Genomic DNA, 18,979 nt, shown 5'->3' with positions numbered 1-18,979 from the left:
GCACCCCCTACCGCCACGCCACGACGAAGACGGCGGTGGCTGCGATCAAACCGACGATCATCGCCAGCACGTAATGGGTCACGACACCCGTCTGGAGCCGCCTGAGCCGCCCGCCGCCGTGCAGGATCGAGTGGGCGACGCCATTCACGACGGCATCGACGCCGGTCAGATCGAGCCGGAGTCCTGCCCGCGCCGCGCCGTGCAGCAAGGGCAGCGCCGCGGTCTCGGAGACATTGCTCACCGCCTGCTCATAGCGCGCCAGCGGCCTTTCGGCGAGCCACATGAAGGCCCGCGCACCCTTGCGGTAAAACCAGTCGGTGTCGAGGCTGATCGTGTTCTCGGGATCGAGTGCCCAGAGGAACAGCACGAACCCCAGGGCGGTGAACATCAGCAGCCCGAGGCTCTCCGTGACATGCGAACCCGTATAAGGTTCGAAATCCACCGGATAGGGCAGAAGCGCATAAAGCGGCTGGGGGAACACCCCGATCGCAATGCAGAGCACCGCCGCAATGCCCATGGCAATCAGCATGTTGCGCGGCGGCTCGCGCGCCTCCAGTTTCCGGTCCGTCCCGAAGAACATGTAATAGGGAAGCTTGAGGCCAGTATGCAGGAACGTCCCGGACGATGCCATGGTCAGCGCCAGCACCACCAGCGCGCGGTGATCCGCTCCTGCGGCCGCTACCACCATCGACTTGGTGACGAACCCCGAGAAGAACGGGAAGGCCGAGATCGCGAAGGCGCCGACCATGTAAAGCGCCACGGTCAGCGGCATTGTCTTGTAAAGCCCGCCGAGCTCGGTGAGCTTGCGTCGGCCGGTGACGTAGATGACTGCACCGGCACCCATGAACAGCAGCGCCTTGTAGAGGATATGCGCGAAGGCGTGGCTGGCGGCTCCGTTCAGCGCCATCTCGGTGCCGATGCCGATACCCGCAATCATATAGCCCACCTGGCTGACGATGTGATAGGCGAGAAGCCGTCGGCAATCGTTCTCCAGCACCGCGTAGATGACGCCGTAGAGCGCCATGATGGTGCCGAGCCAGACAAGGAGCTCGGTCCCCGGAAAGGCTCGCGCCAGCACATAGACGGCGGTCTTGGTGGTAAACGCGCTCATGAACACCGCCCCGGTGACGGTCGCCTCCGGATAGGCATCGGTCAGCCAAGCATTGAGCGGCGGCACGGCGGCGTTGAGGATGAAGCCGGCGAGGATCAGGTAGTCGCCGACCTCCATTCCTCCGTTGGTGAGGGCCCCCGCGATCGGGCCGAAAAGCAGTGAACCGGTGGCGAGCCCGTGGGAAATGATGCCGCCGAGCAGGACGACGCCGCCGGTGATATGGACCATGAGGTAACGGAACCCGGCCCGGATTGCCGGTCCACCACGCTGCGCGAAGACCAGATAGGCGGAGGCGAATGCCATGCCCTCCCAGAACAGATAGAGGGTCAGGTAGTCACCCGCAAACACTACGCCAAGCGCGCTGCCGACATAAACGAATGCCGCCACGTGCTGGCCGGTATCCGTCAGGTGCAGCGCGTAGACCATGCCGATCAACGCCATTATGGTGAAAACGGTGGCGAAGACGATGCTGAGCTTGTCCACCTTCGCGATTAGGATCTCCTGCCCGATGAATCGCGCTTCGCCATAGCTGCCCGGTTCCATGGCAAGTACGGCAAGGATCGCCAGCGCAGGGATCAGCAGCAGATAGGCCTTGCGGACCGGCCCGCTGAGGAAAGGGATCGGCACGGCGCCAAGAATAAAGAGCAGAGCTGGATGGATGAAGTCAGTCATAATAGTCCTCGCGCCGCATCAGCCCGACCCGATGGCCGAGAAACTTGGAAACGAAGATAAGCAGGACGCAGGAGACGAAGCCGTAGACGGCGGACCAGCCCGGCAGCCTGTCCCACAGATATTCGGCATGTTCGCGAGAGACCAGAAAGTCGGCGACGACGATCAGGACCAGCACGAGGTAGAACAGTCGGCGGCGCGGCCTCGCATATTGCTCGGCACCAAAGAAGTCGACGACACGCTTGATCATCGGATCACTCCATCTGCCAGAGTGAGAAAATAGCCCGGAAAAATGCCCATCAGCACCGACAGGATCGCCGTCGTGACCAGCGGAATCGTGACCAGCGGAATTTCACGGACCGTCGTCCGGCTCTCCTGCCTCTCGGCCTGGAAGAAGGCGGCATAGCTGACCGGCAGGAAATAGGCGGCGTTCAGGACCGAGCTCACCAGGAGCACGACCAGGAACGCCGTCTCTCCCGCCGCCACGGCGCCCTCCGCCAGATACCATTTGCTGACGAAGCCCGCGGTCGGCGGTATCCCGATCATGCTGAGTGAAGCGATGAAAAATGCCCCCATCGTCCAGGGCAGCCTGCGGCCGATACCGGCCATGTCGCTGACGTTGCGCTTGCCGGACGCGCAATAGATCGAGCCGGCGCAGAAAAAGAGCGTGATCTTGGAGAATGCGTGCGCTGCGATGTGGATGATCCCGCCGACCATCGCAACCGGCGATAACAGAACCGCGCCCAGCACGATGTAGGAGAGCTGGCTGACCGTCGAATAGGCGAGCCTGGCCTTCAGGTCGTCCCGCGTGAGGGCGTAAACCGACGCCATCAGGATCGTGAACGAAGCCAGATAGGCCGTGGCGATGCCGAGGCTCAGCCCATCCACCAGCCCCGTGCCGAAGACATGGAACACCACCCGCAGCACGCAGAACACGCCCATCTTGACCACTGCCACTGCATGCAAAAGCGCGCTGACCGGTGTCGGCGCGACCATCGCGGCGGGCAGCCAGGCATGCATCGGCATCACGGCGGCCTTGGCGAAGCCGAAAAGATAGCAGAAATAGACGACCGTCAGCAGCGCCGCCGAGGCATCGCTCGCCGCCAGCAGCCCTCCCGCGACAAAGTCGAGCGACCCTGCAATATGGTAGGTCAGCGCCAGTGCGGCGAGCAGCGCGCTTTTCGAGGCGCCCATCAGATAGACGAGGTACTTGCGGCCGCCCCTCCATCCCTCCTCGTCCTCGTGGTGATAGACGAGCGGATAGGTAGCGAGACTGAGCGCTTCGTAGAAGATCACCAGCGTAAACAGATTGGCGGCGAAGGCGCCTCCCGCGGCGGCCGCAAGACTGCTGGCGAAGCAGGCGAAGAACCGGGTCTGCGCATGCTCGTTCAAATGCCGCATGTAGCCGACGGAATAGATCGCCGCCACGATCCACAGAAGCGACGAGACGGTGGCAAACACCATGCCGAGCGCATCGACCCGGAAAGCAAAGTCGATCCCCGGCAGAACCTCGAACAGGCGCAATTCGACCGTCCCGCCCGCCAGCACCGTGGGCGCCATCGACACGACAATCGCGAACATTGCGATCGCGGCCAATGGCGAGACCAGATCGCGAAGTCTCTCGCGGTTATGCAAAAGGAGAACTGAAAGGGCCGCCAGACCGGCGACGGCGATGGCAAGCAACGGCCGGATCGATACAACCGGGTCCAAAGCCGCTATCCTTTCATCACCGTCACGTCGTCGATCTTGAGGGTGGATTTGTTCCTCACGAGGGCAACCAGGATACCGAGGGCGACGGCAACTTCCGCCGCAGTGATTGCGATGACGAAGATCGCGAAGATCTGCCCGCGGAAATCGGCGTGGTAACGCCCGAAAGCGATGAAATTGATGTTGACCGAGTTGAGCAGCAGCTCCAGCGACATCAATACGATGAGAATATTGCGCCTGAGCAGCACGCCCGCCGCTCCGATCACGAACAGGACCACTCCGAGCACAATATACCACCAGAGCGGAACCATCACCCCTGCTCCTTTCGCGCCAGCATGATGGCGCCGACCAAGGCCGCCAGCAGGATTACGGATGCGGTTTCAAACGGCAGGAGATAGTCGGCGAAAAGGGCTGTGCCAAGCTGCCTGACGTCATCGCCGCTTCGCATCGCGACGGGCTCCATGACCGAAAAGCGGTTGCTCCAGAGCACCAGCACGAGCATCTCGACCCCGAGCAGGGCGAGCAGGACCAGTGCTGGGAGGTTGCCGCCTGGGAGGAACCGCTGCAACACCGCTTCGCGCACATCGATCATCATGATCACGAACAGGAACAGGACCATGATCGCGCCGACATAGACGAAGATCTGGATAACCGCGAGCAACGGTGCCTGGAGCAAGACGAAGATTGCCGAGACCTGCAGGAAACACGCCATCAGCGCCAACGCGCTGTGAACCGGATTGCGTGCCAGGACCACCGTCAGGGCCGTGATCACGGATACCGCAGCGAACAGAAGAAAGAACCCCTGATCCATCGACGCCGACCCTCCGACGCGAACTGCCACTCGGCGCGAGACGGCCGGATTCGAGACTGCGCCGCAACTTCAGATGCCTTCGCAAATTGTGCCCTAGTATCGGATTTTTCACAAGATTATTGTCATCGGGGGAGCAAGATCGAGCCGGTCCGGACGTGGCCGACGGGCCGCTTGCCAAGCCCGCGCTTTCGATCGGGTCGTACCTATTTTATTATTCCATAGGCAAATGGGATTACCCCGTAGGTGCCTAGGTTTTGTTTACGGCGTATTGGGCAATTTCTTGCAACTAACACCGGCTGTTCCGCCGAAGTTGCAAGTCTCTCTGCCATCAGGCCTCGGCATCAAAATAACAATGCCCGCCTAGGCGCGGGCTTGTTTGTTTGACAACGGCTCGAGGAGTCTTACCGCGTACCCTGATCCAGGCGCGTGCGGATCGCGTTCATCTGCTCGATCTCCGCAAGCTGGCCGCGCGAGATGTTGGCGCAGAGAGCAACCAGTTCAGGATCGTTGAGGGCTGCTTCCCGGCACATGAGGATTGCGCCTGAATGATGCGGCACCATAGAGGCGATGAATTGGCGGTCGTCTATGAGAGCCTGTGTGCGAGTGCCTGCAAAGGCCGCGACGAACAGGATCACCAGGCCGGCATGGATGGCGGCGTTTAGCTTCCTGTTCCGGTACATGCCGCCCATGGTGGCGAGCATGATGATGCCCATCGGGGCCACCATCGTTAACGCCATGTAGAGCATGTTGAGATTATTCCGGAAATCGCTCCAGCCGTCGATCATTGAAAACATCACGAAGTACATGGCGATCAGGCTGAGGATCATGTTGACCGCGAACATGGAATAGGGATGCCTGCTCATCCCCTCATGTCGGGAATTGTGGTGGTTGCGCATTGCTAGCTTCCTTCCGGCCTTCGGACCGAGTCGGAAGGCGGTTAGAGCAATTCCAGGAAAAGTGCGAAGCCGTTTCCCTCCGGAATCGCGTAAATCCAAAAGGTTGGAGCGGTTCTGCGCTTCCGTGAAAAGCTGAACCGCTCCAGATGTTTCCGAGGCAACAACTCGGAGGCATATCGCCTTAACCTTGCATAAGCGGGTTGGTTCCCGGATCGGCAGCAAGAGGATCACACATGGCGAGCGCGCACGACTTTGATGCCATCATCTACTGTCAGCCAATCTTTCGGCTGGCTAATCCCCCTCTTTCAGGGAGAAGGCCAGCACATAGTCGCCGAGGTCAGTCGAATTTGCCGCTCCGCCAACCGAGACCAGCACATATTGTTTGCCTGTCCTCGGTGAGACGTAGGTCATCGGCGTCGCACTCGAGCCGACCGGCAGAGGATGTTTCCAAAGCTCATTGCCGTTCTCGGTGTCATAGGCGCGAATGTAATAGTCCTGAAAGCCGGCAAAGAAGACGACGCCGCCCGCAGTCGCCGATGTGCCGGCATAGGTCGGCAAGCCCATCGACATGGGTAAATTCATCTTGATCTTGAACGGTCCGAGCTGTTCGGCAGTCCCGGCCGGCACCTGCCATGCGATTTTGCGTGTGTTCAGATCCACTGCCGTCACCATGCCCCATGGTGGCTGCGTGCAGGGAATGCGCAGTCTCGACGTCCACTTCTCGGTCGTCATACCATAAGGTGTGCCGCGCTGTGGAGCGGAAGGGCCGTGCGCCGTCGTGACGAGGGCGAAATCGACGTAATCGGCCCGCGGAACGAGGGCGAAGATGCTGGGTACGCGGATGTCGTTCATGAACACGCGGTTGTTGGGGAGGTCGAGCGAGACGCTTCCCCAGTTGAGGCCGCCCAGATTTCCCGGCTGCTGAAGTGCAGGATGCGTGCCGATCGGGGTGAAGTCCCCGTCGTAGCGCATCTTGCGAAAGGCGATTCGGCAGGCCAGCTGATCGAACATTGTCAGGCCCCAGGCCCGCTGCTCGGTGACGCGTTCCGCGCCGATCGTCGGCATGCCGACCGAATAAGGCTGCGTCGGCGACAGTTTCTCCTCCGGCGCGCCTCCCCTCTGCGGCACCGGCTTTTCCTGAACTTCGGCGAGGGGAAGGCCGGTCTGGCGATTGAGCAGGAAAAGCTGCCCACGTTTGGTGGTCTGCAAGATGGCGGGCACGATGGCGCCATTGCCATCGGGCAGGTCGATCAGCGCTGGTTGGGCCGGCAGATCATAGTCCCAGATATCGTGATGCACGGTCTGGAATTTCCACCTCTCCCTACCCGTCGTCACATCGAGCGCCACCAACGTCGCGTTATACTGATCGGCGAAAGCCGGGCGATTGGCGCCGTAATAATCCGGCGTGGTATTGCCGAGCGGGGCATAAATGAGGCCGAGCTTGTCGTCGAAGGCCGCTGTCGTCCACATATTGGGCGTGGCGCGCGTATAGGTCTTGCCTTCCGGCGGAAGCTTGGTGATCGCAGGATTGCCGAGATCCCAGGCCCATTCGAGCTCGCCGGTCACCACATTGAATGCGCGGATGACGCCTGAGGGCTCGCCGACCTCCTGATTGTCGGTGACCCAGCCTCCGATGACAATCAGGTTGCGGGCAATCAACGGAGCCGATGTCTGGAAATAGTAGCCGGTCTTGACTTCACCCATGCCCTGGGAGAGCTGCACAGTACCGTTGTCGCCGAAGGCCGTGCACGGCGCGCCGGTCTTGCTGTCAATCGCGAGGAGGCGGGCATCGATGGTCGTCTGTAGCAGACGCTCGTCGCAAAGGCCATCGGGCGATCGGTGTTCCTCCGGCATCTTGTAATAGCCGAGGCCCCGGCAGCGCTGCCAATAGGGCGCCGACGCCTTGGGGTCGAACGTCCAGCGGGGTTTTCCCGTATCGGCATCAAGAGCTGTGATCACATTCGTCGGTGTGCATGTGTAGACCGTATCCCCGATCTGCAGAGGTGTATTCTGATCGACGCCGTCGCCCCTTCCGGTTCGATATGTCCAGGCAAGGTCAAGCTGGGCAACATTGCTGCGGTTGATCTGGTCGAACGGGGAATAGCGATCTCCCGCCGTGCTGCGGCCATAGGATGTCCAGTCGGAAGGGGAGTTGTCGCCCTTGGCGGTCTTGTAAGCCGGGGTGTCTGCAGAAGGGCGGATCACCTCATGCGGGATGAAGGCAAGACCGAATCCTGCAGCAAACAGAATGGCGGCAAGCAGGGCGCCGCCGTGGAAGAGCTTTCGGTCGACGGTGGGCAAGCGCGCTGGTGCAAAGAGCAACGCAAATCCCGCCAGTGCGATGGGGGACATCAAGCGTGCGAAGAGTGCCCAGAAATTGGTGCCCGATTCCCATAACGCCCAGGGAAGAGTGAAAACGGCGACAAGCAGGACAATCAATGCGCCGAGAGGCTTCCGGCGCCACAGCAGAACTGCCGCAACGAGGTAGGCAAGTCCTGTGATTGCGTAATAGGGCGAGCCGCCGAGGCTGAGCAGCAAGGCGCCGCCTCCCATCAGGCCCAATCCGATAAAGGCGAGAACGATACAGAACAGAGCGGTCAGTAATTTCATCGTCTCCTCATCCAATTCGCTGCGCAATAGCCCGCATTCGTCTCCGACCATCGAACGGCGCCTCCGGCAGCACAGAGCGTTGGACCGATGGTCAGGTGTTCGTCCCGAAGACAGGCAGTCCCTTCAAATTTTTCATGATGTAGCTGCGGTCACTGACACGTGTCCCCGAGCCGGCAATGATGCTTGCGATTGCGTCAAAACTTCTGAAAGGGGCACTGATGGTTCTCGGTGAAAAGCTTGACCTGGCGAAGGGGCGGCCGACAGGATTTGACTACATGCGATTGCTGTTGGCCTTTTCGGTGCTTTGGATACATACGGCTCGTGTCACCTATGGCGATGATCTGTTTTTGTGGGAAACGCCCCTGCGTCCCTTTATCAAGTCGGTACTGCCCATGTTCTTTGCCCTGAGCGGGTTCCTGGTTGCCGGCAGTCTGGCGCGATCGAAGACGTTGATCTCCTTTCTTGGCAATCGGTTTATCCGGATTTACCCCGCTCTCGCAGTGGAAGTGTTGCTGGCTGCTTTTATACTTGGAGCGATCTACACCGAGTATGACCTCAGTAACTACTTCACCGACGCCCAGTTTTTTGCATATCTGCTGAATGTCACCGGACACATTCACTTCAATCTTCCGGGAGTGTTCCTGAACAATCCTGACGCCGCCATGGTAAATGGCCAGCTCTGGACCGTGCCTTTCGAACTTGAATGTTACGTCGCGATCGCCGTGCTTTTCCTGCTCGGCGTGGTCAAGCGGCGTGCAATCGCGCTGGTGGCAACGACGGCGTTGATCGTAGGTTTTGGGCTTGCGAGATATTGGAAGCATGAAAGCAACTGGGCATCCATGCCGACGACCGCGTCGGGGAATTTGCTGATCGGCGCCTTCCTCGTGGGCGTGACCATTTATCTCTACAAGGACAAGATTCTGTGGGATGTCCGCATCTTCATCGCTTCCGTTGCCGTCATATTGTGGGCTTACTGGTTCAGCTCTTTTGGGGACTTCGTTGCCATTCCGGCTATTGGATATGTAACGGTCTTTCTCGGCCTCACCTCGCCCCGCAAGCTCGGAGTGCTTCAGGGGGCCGACTATTCCTATGGCGTATTCCTCTATGGCTATCCCATCCAGCAGGCCTTCGTCGCGCTCGGACCCTGGGCGCATAACTGGTGGCTGAACGGGATCGTCTGCAGCCTGATTGTCACTTGTTTTGCCGCCTTCTCGTGGCACTTTATCGAAAGGCCTGCGTTGGGGTTGAGGAAACAGGTGACCTGGCTTGAGAACCTGTACCTGCAGCGCGGTTCAAGACGCGAGCTGGCCGGCGCGGTTTTGAAATAGGCTTCCGGTCGCCATCGGAGAGCCCGCAAACCGAAGCCGACCAGCGAAGAGTTCATCGCGATTTGCCGTCACAGCGGCTCTGACTGCTTAATGCTGATGCTGGGCTTATGCCATCGCATGATGCCTCAAGCAGTCATACCGTGTGACGCTTCAGTCGAGCCGTTCGATTTAGATTTGCCCCTAAGCTTCGAGCGGAATGGCGGAAAGTCCGATAGAGCCGTGTTGGCGGCTACCAGGTTCGGTCACGATGCCGATCCAAGGGAGGCGGGGTCGTAGCGATTTTCATGCCTTCTCTGCGGATGTCGCTGCGCTGAGCCAGGCATGTTCTGCTGGACTGTTTCGATTTCGTCCCCGGAGACATTCTTCCAATATTTCCAGCCTTCGCCTTGAATGAGCCCATGATCGGACAAGTCCCTCCAGCTTGCGTAAGTGCCTGTATCGTCACAAACGAAGCCGCCCATCCCCTTGTCAGCGGAGTAAACAGTGTATTCTTCCGTATGCTGAGAAAGATGCTCGGCATCGGCAACCTTGTGCACGAAGGTCGATAGGAATTTGAAGTGAAGAAGGGCGCCGGATACGCAAATCGCGCCACGCATGTCTCCCAGATTCAGGGAGAGCGGCCAGACTTGGTGTGATGATTTGAGAAACAGCCGTTCACCTGTCACATATACAAGAGGGATCTTGTTGAGCGCCGGCCCGTCCCAGAGCCGATCGCGAAAATAGATGCGTCCGCGGACGCCCCCTTTGATCCACGTTGTCCTGTTGCGGTCGTCGAAATGTGCGACGTAGCCTGACCGGTCGAATAGATTGCAGACTTCGAGCGGGTTGCGGCCGGGTTCACATATGTTTTCGAGAACGGGACGCTCGCTGTACATGTCGATCATGACCGAGCGGAGGGAATGACCGCCGGCGGATTCGATATAGGCGGTCAGCTGATCGATTGGCCGAGTGTCGCAATGCGGGTAGACCAGGAACTCGTCTGCATCGACATAAAGAACCCATTTCTCCTGACAGTGCCGGTTGATGACCTCATTGATCCAGTCGTTTCCGAACCTTGCCGCCTTGTAGGAGCCATGAGCCGAGAGAAGCGAGACGTCGTCGAAACCGGACAGCAATTCTGCCGTTCCATCCGCCGAGCCGTTGTCGATGCAGATGAAGTGCTCGAAACCAAGATCGCGATAATATTGGAGGAAGAATGCCAGCCGATGGCCCTCGTCACGGATGACGCAGATGACGACGTGGCGGGCCTGTCTGAGCCCACTGCGCAGCACGTTATAGCGAACTTGCCGTGCCTTGAGTGACCGGCGCAGGCGGGCTTTTGCGTAATGCGAGATACTGGCGACGGAAGCCCGATAACTCATTTTCAATCCTGAGCTCTATAGCGGATCTTTATTTGTTGGGTCGGACCAGTATGCGTCATCATACTGCGTAGTCGCCAACCAGCAGGTTCTGAACCCGCGGGTGGGCGCCGTTCCTTTCGATTGCGTGTTCGAGGCGTGCCCGTATTGACCGATATTTATAGAGTATCTTCCGATCGAGGCTTATTCCGCGATAGAGCGCGTTATAAATCGGATGGGCTTTGCGCAGATCCACATAGACTTGGCTTTCACGATCTGTCCATGGAAAGAAGGTCCCATGCCATGGCTTTGGATGCGCCATATAGTGGACGATCGCCAGTGAAGACATGTTCACCAGATGCAGAAACTGCTTGGGAAAGTTCCAGCGGTTGGACACGAGGATGAGCGACGAACCGCAAACATAATTTAATGCGCCCTGATCATGTTTGCCCTCGCAAGCCTCGGGATTTCTGGCAAAAAGCTCAAGCGCCTCCTGTCCGATCCAGCCGTTCCGATGGAATTTCAGGACCCCTGCATTGAAGTAGTGGTTGTCCTTCCCAGTGTTGAGGAAGTCCTGGATTGCCGTGTAATCGCGGGCCGCGAAAAACCGGCCTTCAGGCACGTTGGCGTTTTCGAGTTTGCCGAGATCGCTGACGATCTGGGTATCGCCATCGAGATAGATGATCTGGCTGTAATGGGTGGGCAGGATCTCGCAAAGGACTAGTTTGGCCATCGTGCTAACGCTGATGCGCCCCTGAAAATGCGAACTGTCAAGCTTGCCGAGTGAATCCTGCAGTGCGTCGGTCGCATCTGCCAATTCGACGCCGCTCGCGGCGAGCAGGGCCTTCAACTCGCCGAAATTGTCGAGACGTTCAGACATAAGCACGCAAACGTCGGTTGCGGAACTTGCGAATTTGCGAGCCTGAAGCGCGGAAAGGATAGTCGGAAATGAATATTCCACATCCGTGACGTAGACAACGCACTGATTGTTCATGTCATCACCCTTCCGGTTGTCTTGAATGCGAGTGAATGGCTGCTCTCTTCAGGGTTGAGGGAGCAGTTGTTGATTGACCCGGCTGACCTGTCGTATGACAGTCCAGTCGGGTATATATTGCGGATCGAAGGACCGCTCGTTTGCTGAAACAGCGTCCCGCCTCCGGTTGTGTGTTCCATTGTTGAGACGCTCGTCATGGAGAAAGCCGTGCCTATCACAGGACTGTGCTTCGATATCTTGAACCGTGGCAGGACGATTGGTGCCAGGGTCCTTGTCGAAATGCAGAGGGAAGGAAGATGGCCATGCTGATCACCACCCTGGTGGCGGCCGTGATTTCGATAGCCGCCGGCGCTTCGATCCGCGCTTGGGCCTTCGCGATTTTCGCAATTCTTGTGGCTATCGGCTTCGGCAGCCTGGCATTCGCCGACGGCTCCTCGCTGATCGCAGCGATCGCTTCCGGCCTCGCTCTCCTCGTGCTCATGGAGATCGGCTATCTCGCCGGCGTCTTCCTGTCGGGTTTTGCGCGGCGTAGCGCCAGGCTGCGGCAAAGCAATTCCGCCGCCGATAGCATAGCACCCACCAGCGAGCGCCAGCAGGGCTGATGTTGAAACACAACCGGCCACGCGTCCTTCCGAGGACCGTGGTGCGGAACCGCGTTCCTCCCGCGTTCCAACGCCGGTATTTCCTGACGGATGCAGCGGTTTTTGGCCTTGAACGGCTGAGGTCATCACGTTGCAAACACCGGCGCTCTCCTGAGAGATGCCGATGCCTCCGGAGGATGCCGATTTGCGACAGGTCGGGCCACCCGATGCCGCGAGGCATAGGGGGCGGCCAGGCAACCGGCAGCCAAACCCGCCGTGGTGCTGAACAGCAGGCCGAGATCGGTGCCGCTTCCTGAAATCGCCGCAGAGATGATCTGTGAGATCGTTGCCATAATAGCGGCGTTTCCGATCGCATGTGTCTCCCGATCGCCCGAGACCTGCCGGCTGGGGGCTCTGAGGAGGCTATACAGGAAGGCGGCGAAGAGAAGCGTGCCGGTCAATCCGACGTTGGACAACAACGCGGCGATGAAACTTGACGCGCGAACCGTTCCAAGCCCGGCGCCGAAGCTTGCGGTATCGACGAATGCGATCAAAGCCAGCGTGTTCCAAGCGGTACGCTCCTCGCCGGATTGCGATTGGAGTTTGTCCGATAGGGTGGTGTTGACGAGGTTCGTGATCGAATCCCACGCATCGGGGACAAGGCTGAGGGCTACGATGGCGCAAGGGATCAGGAAGAGGGTTATCGCCAGGAAAGTCATATGCGAGCTCTTAGCCGACCCAGCAACCATACGTTTGAAGCAGAAAAGCACGAGCATGCAGACAACGAAGAGCCCGGCGATATAGGCGGTTGTCGACGTGCAGAGCAGGATCGTGGGGCCGATGAAAAGCGTTGCCATGCCGGCCATGCGGCTTCGGACACGCTCCAGCCAGAGCAGAAGAGTGAATGAAAAGTAGGCCAGTGCGACCGTCCCGTATATGCTCGCTTCGGGAAAGGCGCCGACGATGCGTTTGAAACCGCTGATCGTCTCGGCCGTGTGCATGGTATAATTCGCGTTTCTAATGACATCGAGCAGGTAGGACTGTCCGGTCAAAAACGTTCCGATGTCGAGCAAGGCAAAAGCAAAACATGCGATTGACGCGACGATCAACTGTTGTGCGATGAAGCGTGCATATCCGAGCCTCGCAAGCCCAAAGACCATGGCAAAGCAGGCGAGATCGCCGAGCAGATAGACAGATTGGCTAAGGTTGGATGAGCCTGGCGACAAGGGGGCGGCCACCGTCGACATCATGCCGGTCGCATCTCTCGCAGAGGAGTAGACGAGGGTCGCGCCCGCAAAAATGCGCGGCAGGAAGAAAGACGAGAGGACGGAAAACAGGATATAGGCGGCAAACCAGAAGCCAGGCCCCGGATAAGCGATGCTCGCCAGCGCCGCTTGGGTCTGGACTGGACGCAACAAGGTGGCGGCGACGATAAACAGGAGCAGAAGATGGCTTGGCTGGATACTGCTGCCGCCGAGCGCCGGCAATTGCAGAGCCGCCGCGGCTCCCAGCAGCGTCAACAGGCAGAGGGTCGTCACTGCAAAACGAGCGCCATTGACGATGGCGAGGAGGCCAAGCAGGAGAACGATGAAACCGAGCGGCTCTATCGACATGCGTCAAATCCCATGCGAGGCGATAGCCCCCAGCTGTCGTCTCTGATCATCATCGCGCCTCCTAATTCGAGCCCGTCTGGGATATCCAACCGTGACCCGCTCGATCATCGCCGGCCACATCAGACGACGGGAGTGTCGAGCTCTGGGCCTGGGGTAGGGGCCGTATAGGCGAAGTCGGCGCCTGAAGATCGGTTTCCAAGCCGATCTCGACAAGATCATGCGGCAGCAATGCGGTTTGCTCGTCGGCGACGATGTTGCTGGAGGTTCCATCCCTATTGCGACGCACAATCCTGTAGTTCTTCTGGGCTCTGCCAATACCCGGCGCCTCCGTGTTCATCTGAGCAAGTTGAGCGTCATAGCCGGCCTGCTCGCCAAGAAGCTGCGCCACCTGGATATCGATCGCCGCTCTGCCGATCGCGAGGTTGACCTGATTCAGCAACTCCTGGTTTTCGCTGTTCTGCCTATTGACGATATTGATCTTGGAACGGTCGGCCTCACTGAGGCCCTGCCGAGCCGTGGTCAACGCAACTTCGAGATCGATCAGGGTACCTTGGGCATCCGCAACCCAGCGGTCGACAGACACCTGGCGGGAATTGCTGACCAACCCCTTGCTCACCAGGCTGTTGACGTTGTCCAGTTCCTTTTGGGCAAGGTCAATCTGCCGCTTTTGCGAAGTGATCTTGGCCTCGAGCGACTCGACCTGCTGACCATAGAGGCGGGCGAGGTCATTCGCCGCTTCGATCTGGCTATCGATATCGACGCGACGCAGCCGCATCAGGTTCAATTCCTGTGCCTTCAGCTTGTCGACGTCGGGCGTTCCCACGAGTTCGGCAGGAATCTCGAAACTCTGCGCACCGGCGATTTCCGCCCGCAGCCGGGCCTGCCGCATCAGGAGATCCCGCCGGTTGAGGACGGCGGTCCGAAAGGCCCCGGCCGCCTGAATCCGGTCGCGCTCGAAATAGGCATTGTCCTCGCGTTGCCGCAAAAAGCCGCCAGCGATGCTGATGGCCTTCATGACCGTCATCCGCGGTTCAAAAGGGTAGCGTCCCGGAGTTTGAACGGTGCCGGTCACAAAGATCGGAGCATGCTCGGCAACCTCCACGGCGATGTATGGCTTGCCAGGAAGTTCCGCCTTTTCGGCGAGCGCGCTGGCGATGGCATCGGCGAGTTCTTCGGATGTTTTTCCAGACGCCTGTACATGGCCAGCGATCGGGATCGACAAATCACCAGTATCGTCGATGGTATAGACGCCATCGAGCGCTTCCCAGCTGGCATAGCGGGAATCCGCTGAACGCCATTCGACGACACGAAGTCTGACCTTGTCTTCCGCCACGAGGGTGAATGTTTGCGCGCGGGCGACGCTCCAGCCGGTCATGCAGCAGAAAACCAGCAAGGCGAGTGCGGAGACGACGCGATCGGGCAAGAACGTGGACTGCATTGATCTATCTCCGTTTCGTTGCGATAGGCGGCGACGCCATTGCGCGGGACCGCGGATTGCCGAATTCGAGAATGCGGGACGGTGCGGAGCGCGCGGCAAGAAGATCGGCGATCGCCAGAAAATTGCCGTTCAGACGACCCCAACGGTCGACCAAGCGATCGTTGAAGACTATGCCCAATGCGTTCGCCAGGATGTTGCGGCCGATCTGCGCTATCGCGCGGGTCTTCGACATCGTGCCCTTGCGGATCAGGTAGATAGGATTGGCAACCTGCGAATAGCCGAGTCTCCGGCCAGGCTGCCGCCCGGATCTAACGCCGAGATGCACTCCGCGGGCGCCTTCAACGCGCACGGATCTGCCGTAGCGGGCAATGGACCTGCTGAAATCGACGTCCTCAAGCCAGCCATAGAGCGGCAGTTGCTCGTCAAACGCCAGTGCGTGTTCGAGGACGGGGGCCAGGCGAACCGCCATATTGCACCCGTATGCATTATAGACATCCGTAACCCGCTCGGACCCTTCGCCGGCAATGTGAAGAACCTGCAGGGCCTTCGACATGTCGAGCCCCCCATCAAGGACGCCGTCCGCCAGGACTTCGCCGGTGGCGATCGCGACGTCAGGCTTTGTTGCAAAGACGGCCATCATTCGTGACAGGAAGGTCGCCGCGGGAATGAAATCGTCGTCCAGGAAGATCAAGACATCCGTATCGACCGCGGCTGCCTGGATGATGCTGTTGCGCTGGGAGGTCAGGCCACGACTGCCGACAATGACTTCCACGTCGAGGCGGCCGGCGAGCCCGGCGGCGTCGTCGATCCCCGGCACGCAGACGATTAACCGCTGCGGCTGATCCGGCAGGCCGGCGAGATATTCGATCGTTTCCAGCAGGATCGAAGGACGCCCCGCCGAAGCAATTCCGATGGCAATCCGCAACGGTTGGCTCGGAAGCGGCGCTATTGCTTTCGTGTCGTGGGAAACAGTCGTCGGTGCGATCCGGTCGCCCTGCCTGGACGTTTCTGCCGAACGGGCGGTCATGACTGCATGCTCTTCGGGGCGTGATTGATGATTGCGCCGAGGATCTCCGCGCCGACGTTCCGCATCGTGTCGATGACGCGCATGGCGTCGTCGATCGATGTGCGTCCGTACGAGGCGACAACCAAGACGCCGTCCATCTCCGGCGCGATGGCGTTGGCATCCGGTGACGCGGAGAAGGCGGAAATGTCGACGAATATGGCGTCGAACTGCTTTTTCAGCTCGGCAAAGCTCAATTGCGTGTGGCGGGAACTCAGGCGAATGGCCGGTGTTACGGTATCCACCTTGCCGAGCGGCAGGAACTTCAGCGTCGGGGTGAGCGGCAAGGCGGCCGTCTGAATGAGGTCGCCATTGTCGAGGACATCGACGAGACCGCTGGAACTATGAGGCGCGAGCGCGTTGCTGAGCGATGATTTATGCGCGGCCGCATCAATCAAAAGTGTTTTCGCTCCAGATACCGATGACAGCACAGCAAGATCACTTGCGATGGTCGATGTTCCGCTGCCTGGATTGACGGCGACCACTCCGATGACGATCCGGCGCTTGCGCCGAAGTCCGACGACCGTTGCGCTCAGCTCCGCCATGCCAGGAATAGGGGGGTAGGCGGCTCTGCTGCTGTCCGTCCCGGCGGGGAAACGAGCCGGGTCGCCGTTCCCTATCCTTTTCGATGTCGCCAGCACTGTGACGAAGGGCAGACCGCAGGTTTCCGTGATCTGATGCGGGCGGACGAGCCGGCGGTCGCTGGCGTGCCTTATCATCGCGAGTGCGAGACCGGCACCGAGGCCGACAACCGCCGCAAAGGCTGCGATGAGCGTGCTGCGTGGTCTCGCCTTCGAAAGAGGCAGCGTGGCCTGCGAGACGATCGTCGCATCGGAGATCGGATAAGTGATGCGCTGCCTGGCTTCGGTCAGCTGGTTCAAGGTGCTTTCATAAAGGGTTCGGCGGGCATCCGTCGCGCTCTGTAGCTCCGCAAGCTTGGCCTGGTCGCGTGGATTGCTCGTGAAACTGGCGAGGGCGCTGGCGGTATCCGCCAGCCCTCGCTGTTGCTCGGCTATGAATTTCGCCAGCCAGTCGCTGTATTGGCGGGCGGCGTTGGCTTTCATTGCGATATTCTTCTGGATATACTGTCTGGCAAGCGTATCGGCGATGTCGACGGCCTTCTGAGGGGTGGATGCCGCAGCCGATATCTCGATGATCATCGAGCTTCCGATCCGTCGGATGTCCATCATGTTCAGCAGTTTGGCGGTTGCCCAGTCCTGGAGCCGTTCCTCCTCCGTCTGCGGTTGCGCTTCACTCGCTCCCTTGCCCGCCGTATCCTGCGATGGAATATCCGCTTGCGATGAAAGCCCCATCAACCAATTCTTCGCTCTGTCCTGCAGCGAAGGCGTCTGATCGACAAACTCCGGGTCGTGAACAAGACCAAGTGCCGCGACCGTTCCGCCGACGACATCGCTCGATCTGGCGATCTCCAGCTGTCCTTCGATGAATGCATCTTCCGCGAACGCCCTCTGTGCTTCAGAGCCGCTCACCTGGGGGAAGATCACGAGCTGCGTGCTGGCGACGAAAGTCGGTTCGGCGGTCAGCAGGTAGATTCCGGCGATCGCCAGGAAAGCGATGGTGGTCACAACGATCCAATGCCAGCGCATTTTCAAAAAGAAGAGCATATCCCGCAGCGTCAGCGGCGAATTCCCGCCGCCTGTGGCTGCTGCAGGCAGGGATATGGGAGAGACACCGCTGAAGATCGTGCTGGAGGTCATGTCGTCCTAATCCGGAATGGGAAATCAAGGAAATAACCAGGTAATGGCAGCTAGGATGAGACGGGGCGAAGCGCATCGTCCATCTCGGGCACGGTCGCCGACCCCCTGAACGCTCAGTACGATCCGCGCTGGGAAAACAGCGCAGGAATGGTCTTGGCGATGATGACGAAGTCTCGAGCGAGCGACCAATTGTTGAGATAGTGGACGTCGAGAGAGACCCTGTAGTCGTAACTGACGTCGTTGCGCCCGCTGGTTTGCCATTGACCGGTCAGTCCCGGACGGACTGCCATATAGGCCCACATATGTTCACCGTAGCGCGGCAATTCTTCGGCTGTGACCGGGCGGGGTCCGACGAGGCTCATTTCGCCGCGCACGATATTGATCAGCTGGGGAAGCTCGTCGATGCTCGAGCGCCTGAGGATATCGCCGACTGCGGTAATCCTCGGATCGTTCTTCAGCTTGCGCGTTGCTTCCCATTCGCTGCGGGCCGCCGGGTTGTTCTGCAGCAGTTCGACAAGCTGAGCGCTCGCATCGGTCTTCATCGTCCGGAACTTCATGCATCCGAAGGGCGCGCCGCCGAAGCCAATGCGTGTATGGGAATACAAGACGGGGCCGCGGTCGGACAGTTTCACGATCAATGCCACGATCAGCAGAAGCGGGGAGAGCAAGACCAGAGCGGTGATCGCGACAACAAGGTCGATAGCTCGCTTCGCCGACCTGCCCACTGAGCGAGGCTGGGACTCCCGTAACTCGCCGCCCTTTGCCGTCCGTTCGACGCGCGACCAGGTCTCAAAACTGTGTGCTTCCCATGTCATCGCGGCCTCCAAAAAATTGCCGTCAAGAACCATTCAAAGCTTGCTGCGCCGCACCCTGATTGTCTGTTACCAAGGTCATAATTCTTAATTAATTCTTTATGCTACGACGATGAATAAGAGATTTCCGATCGCTTAGCTGTGTCATCAATTCTTTTAAGTGGTTCTGTAATCTATACTAAGATGAATATTCTCTAATATTCGATATCGTAGTTCTGATGTTGCTTTTAACGCGTTGATTGTTTTTGATCAAAATAGTCTCTTTATGTGCATGTATACTAGTTAGAACGA

At 59.2% G+C, this 18,979-nt stretch carries 16 protein-coding genes; 2 read left to right on the top strand and 14 right to left on the bottom strand.

What is annotated here, in order from left to right; all coding sequences use genetic code 11:
- Positions 1 to 7: 7 nt before the first annotated feature.
- The 7 genes from ACQ7C1_RS13565 to ACQ7C1_RS13535 form a co-directional block, all read right to left on the bottom strand.
- Complete coding sequence (locus ACQ7C1_RS13565) at positions 8 to 1,783, bottom strand: Na(+)/H(+) antiporter subunit D (protein WP_430958616.1); 1,776 nt, start codon at positions 1,781 to 1,783, stop codon at positions 8 to 10.
- Complete coding sequence (locus ACQ7C1_RS13560) at positions 1,776 to 2,030, bottom strand: hypothetical protein (RefSeq protein ID WP_097600728.1); 255 nt, start codon at positions 2,028 to 2,030, stop codon at positions 1,776 to 1,778. Before ACQ7C1_RS13560 ends, ACQ7C1_RS13565 begins: the two co-directional genes overlap by 8 nt.
- Positions 2,027 to 3,490, bottom strand: coding sequence for a monovalent cation/H+ antiporter subunit D family protein (locus ACQ7C1_RS13555; RefSeq protein ID WP_430958615.1), 1,464 nt, complete (start codon positions 3,488 to 3,490; stop codon positions 2,027 to 2,029). Before ACQ7C1_RS13555 ends, ACQ7C1_RS13560 begins: the two co-directional genes overlap by 4 nt.
- A 5-nt stretch (positions 3,491 to 3,495) precedes the next feature.
- Entirely contained in the window at positions 3,496 to 3,798 is a 303-nt protein-coding gene (gene nuoK / locus ACQ7C1_RS13550) for an NADH-quinone oxidoreductase subunit NuoK (protein WP_097600726.1), read from the bottom strand.
- Complete coding sequence (locus tag ACQ7C1_RS13545; protein WP_085779254.1) at positions 3,798 to 4,298, bottom strand: NADH-quinone oxidoreductase subunit J family protein; 501 nt, start codon at positions 4,296 to 4,298, stop codon at positions 3,798 to 3,800. The genes nuoK and ACQ7C1_RS13545 overlap by 1 nt, the downstream gene beginning before the upstream one ends.
- Positions 4,299 to 4,699: 401 nt before the next feature.
- Positions 4,700 to 5,194, bottom strand: a complete 495-nt coding sequence (locus ACQ7C1_RS13540) for a DUF305 domain-containing protein (RefSeq protein WP_430958614.1) — start codon at positions 5,192 to 5,194, stop codon at positions 4,700 to 4,702.
- A gap of 291 nt (positions 5,195 to 5,485) precedes the next feature.
- Positions 5,486 to 7,804, bottom strand: a complete 2,319-nt coding sequence (locus ACQ7C1_RS13535) for a membrane-bound PQQ-dependent dehydrogenase, glucose/quinate/shikimate family (protein ID WP_430958613.1) — start codon at positions 7,802 to 7,804, stop codon at positions 5,486 to 5,488.
- A gap of 176 nt (positions 7,805 to 7,980) precedes the next feature.
- Here ACQ7C1_RS13535 and ACQ7C1_RS13530 point away from each other — a divergent pair, with 176 nt between their 5' ends.
- Positions 7,981 to 9,132, top strand: a complete 1,152-nt coding sequence (locus ACQ7C1_RS13530) for an acyltransferase family protein (protein ID WP_430958612.1) — start codon at positions 7,981 to 7,983, stop codon at positions 9,130 to 9,132.
- Between the two features lie 242 nt (positions 9,133 to 9,374).
- Here the strand turns inward: ACQ7C1_RS13530 and ACQ7C1_RS13525 are convergent, their stop codons facing one another.
- Complete coding sequence (locus tag ACQ7C1_RS13525; RefSeq protein ID WP_430958611.1) at positions 9,375 to 10,493, bottom strand: glycosyltransferase family 2 protein; 1,119 nt, start codon at positions 10,491 to 10,493, stop codon at positions 9,375 to 9,377.
- A gap of 58 nt (positions 10,494 to 10,551) precedes the next feature.
- Positions 10,552 to 11,463 (bottom strand): glycosyltransferase family 8 protein, encoded by a 912-nt coding sequence (locus ACQ7C1_RS13520; RefSeq protein ID WP_430958610.1) that lies wholly within the window; start codon positions 11,461 to 11,463, stop codon positions 10,552 to 10,554.
- Between the two features lie 302 nt (positions 11,464 to 11,765).
- Between ACQ7C1_RS13520 and ACQ7C1_RS13515 the strand changes: the two genes are divergently transcribed.
- Positions 11,766 to 12,065 (top strand): hypothetical protein, encoded by a 300-nt coding sequence (locus ACQ7C1_RS13515; RefSeq protein WP_085779249.1) that lies wholly within the window; start codon positions 11,766 to 11,768, stop codon positions 12,063 to 12,065.
- A gap of 125 nt (positions 12,066 to 12,190) precedes the next feature.
- Here the strand turns inward: ACQ7C1_RS13515 and ACQ7C1_RS13510 are convergent, their stop codons facing one another.
- From ACQ7C1_RS13510 to ACQ7C1_RS13490, 5 genes are all read right to left on the bottom strand, one after another.
- Positions 12,191 to 13,657, bottom strand: a complete 1,467-nt coding sequence (locus tag ACQ7C1_RS13510) for a hypothetical protein (protein WP_430958609.1) — start codon at positions 13,655 to 13,657, stop codon at positions 12,191 to 12,193.
- Between the two features lie 61 nt (positions 13,658 to 13,718).
- The gene (locus tag ACQ7C1_RS13505) at positions 13,719 to 15,095 is read right to left on the bottom strand and encodes a polysaccharide biosynthesis/export family protein (RefSeq protein WP_430958608.1); all 1,377 of its coding nucleotides are present in this window, start codon (positions 15,093 to 15,095) and stop codon (positions 13,719 to 13,721) included.
- A gap of 4 nt (positions 15,096 to 15,099) precedes the next feature.
- Positions 15,100 to 16,122, bottom strand: a complete 1,023-nt coding sequence (locus tag ACQ7C1_RS13500; RefSeq protein ID WP_430958607.1) for a glycosyltransferase family 2 protein — start codon at positions 16,120 to 16,122, stop codon at positions 15,100 to 15,102.
- On the bottom strand, positions 16,119 to 17,876 hold the full coding sequence (locus tag ACQ7C1_RS13495) for a GumC family protein (protein WP_430958606.1): 1,758 nt from the start codon (positions 17,874 to 17,876) through the stop codon (positions 16,119 to 16,121). Before ACQ7C1_RS13495 ends, ACQ7C1_RS13500 begins: the two co-directional genes overlap by 4 nt.
- A 113-nt stretch (positions 17,877 to 17,989) precedes the next feature.
- Positions 17,990 to 18,691, bottom strand: coding sequence for a sugar transferase (locus ACQ7C1_RS13490; protein ID WP_430958605.1), 702 nt, complete (start codon positions 18,689 to 18,691; stop codon positions 17,990 to 17,992).
- Between the last annotated feature and the right edge of the window lie 288 nt (positions 18,692 to 18,979).

Origin of the sequence: Rhizobium sp. Nf11,1 (assembly GCF_050587665.1) — a bacterium.
In the GTDB taxonomy this organism is placed as follows: Bacteria; Pseudomonadota; Alphaproteobacteria; order Rhizobiales; family Rhizobiaceae; genus Rhizobium.
Note: the sequence above shows the minus strand (reverse complement) of the source record. Positions and strands in the feature narration are given on the sequence as shown.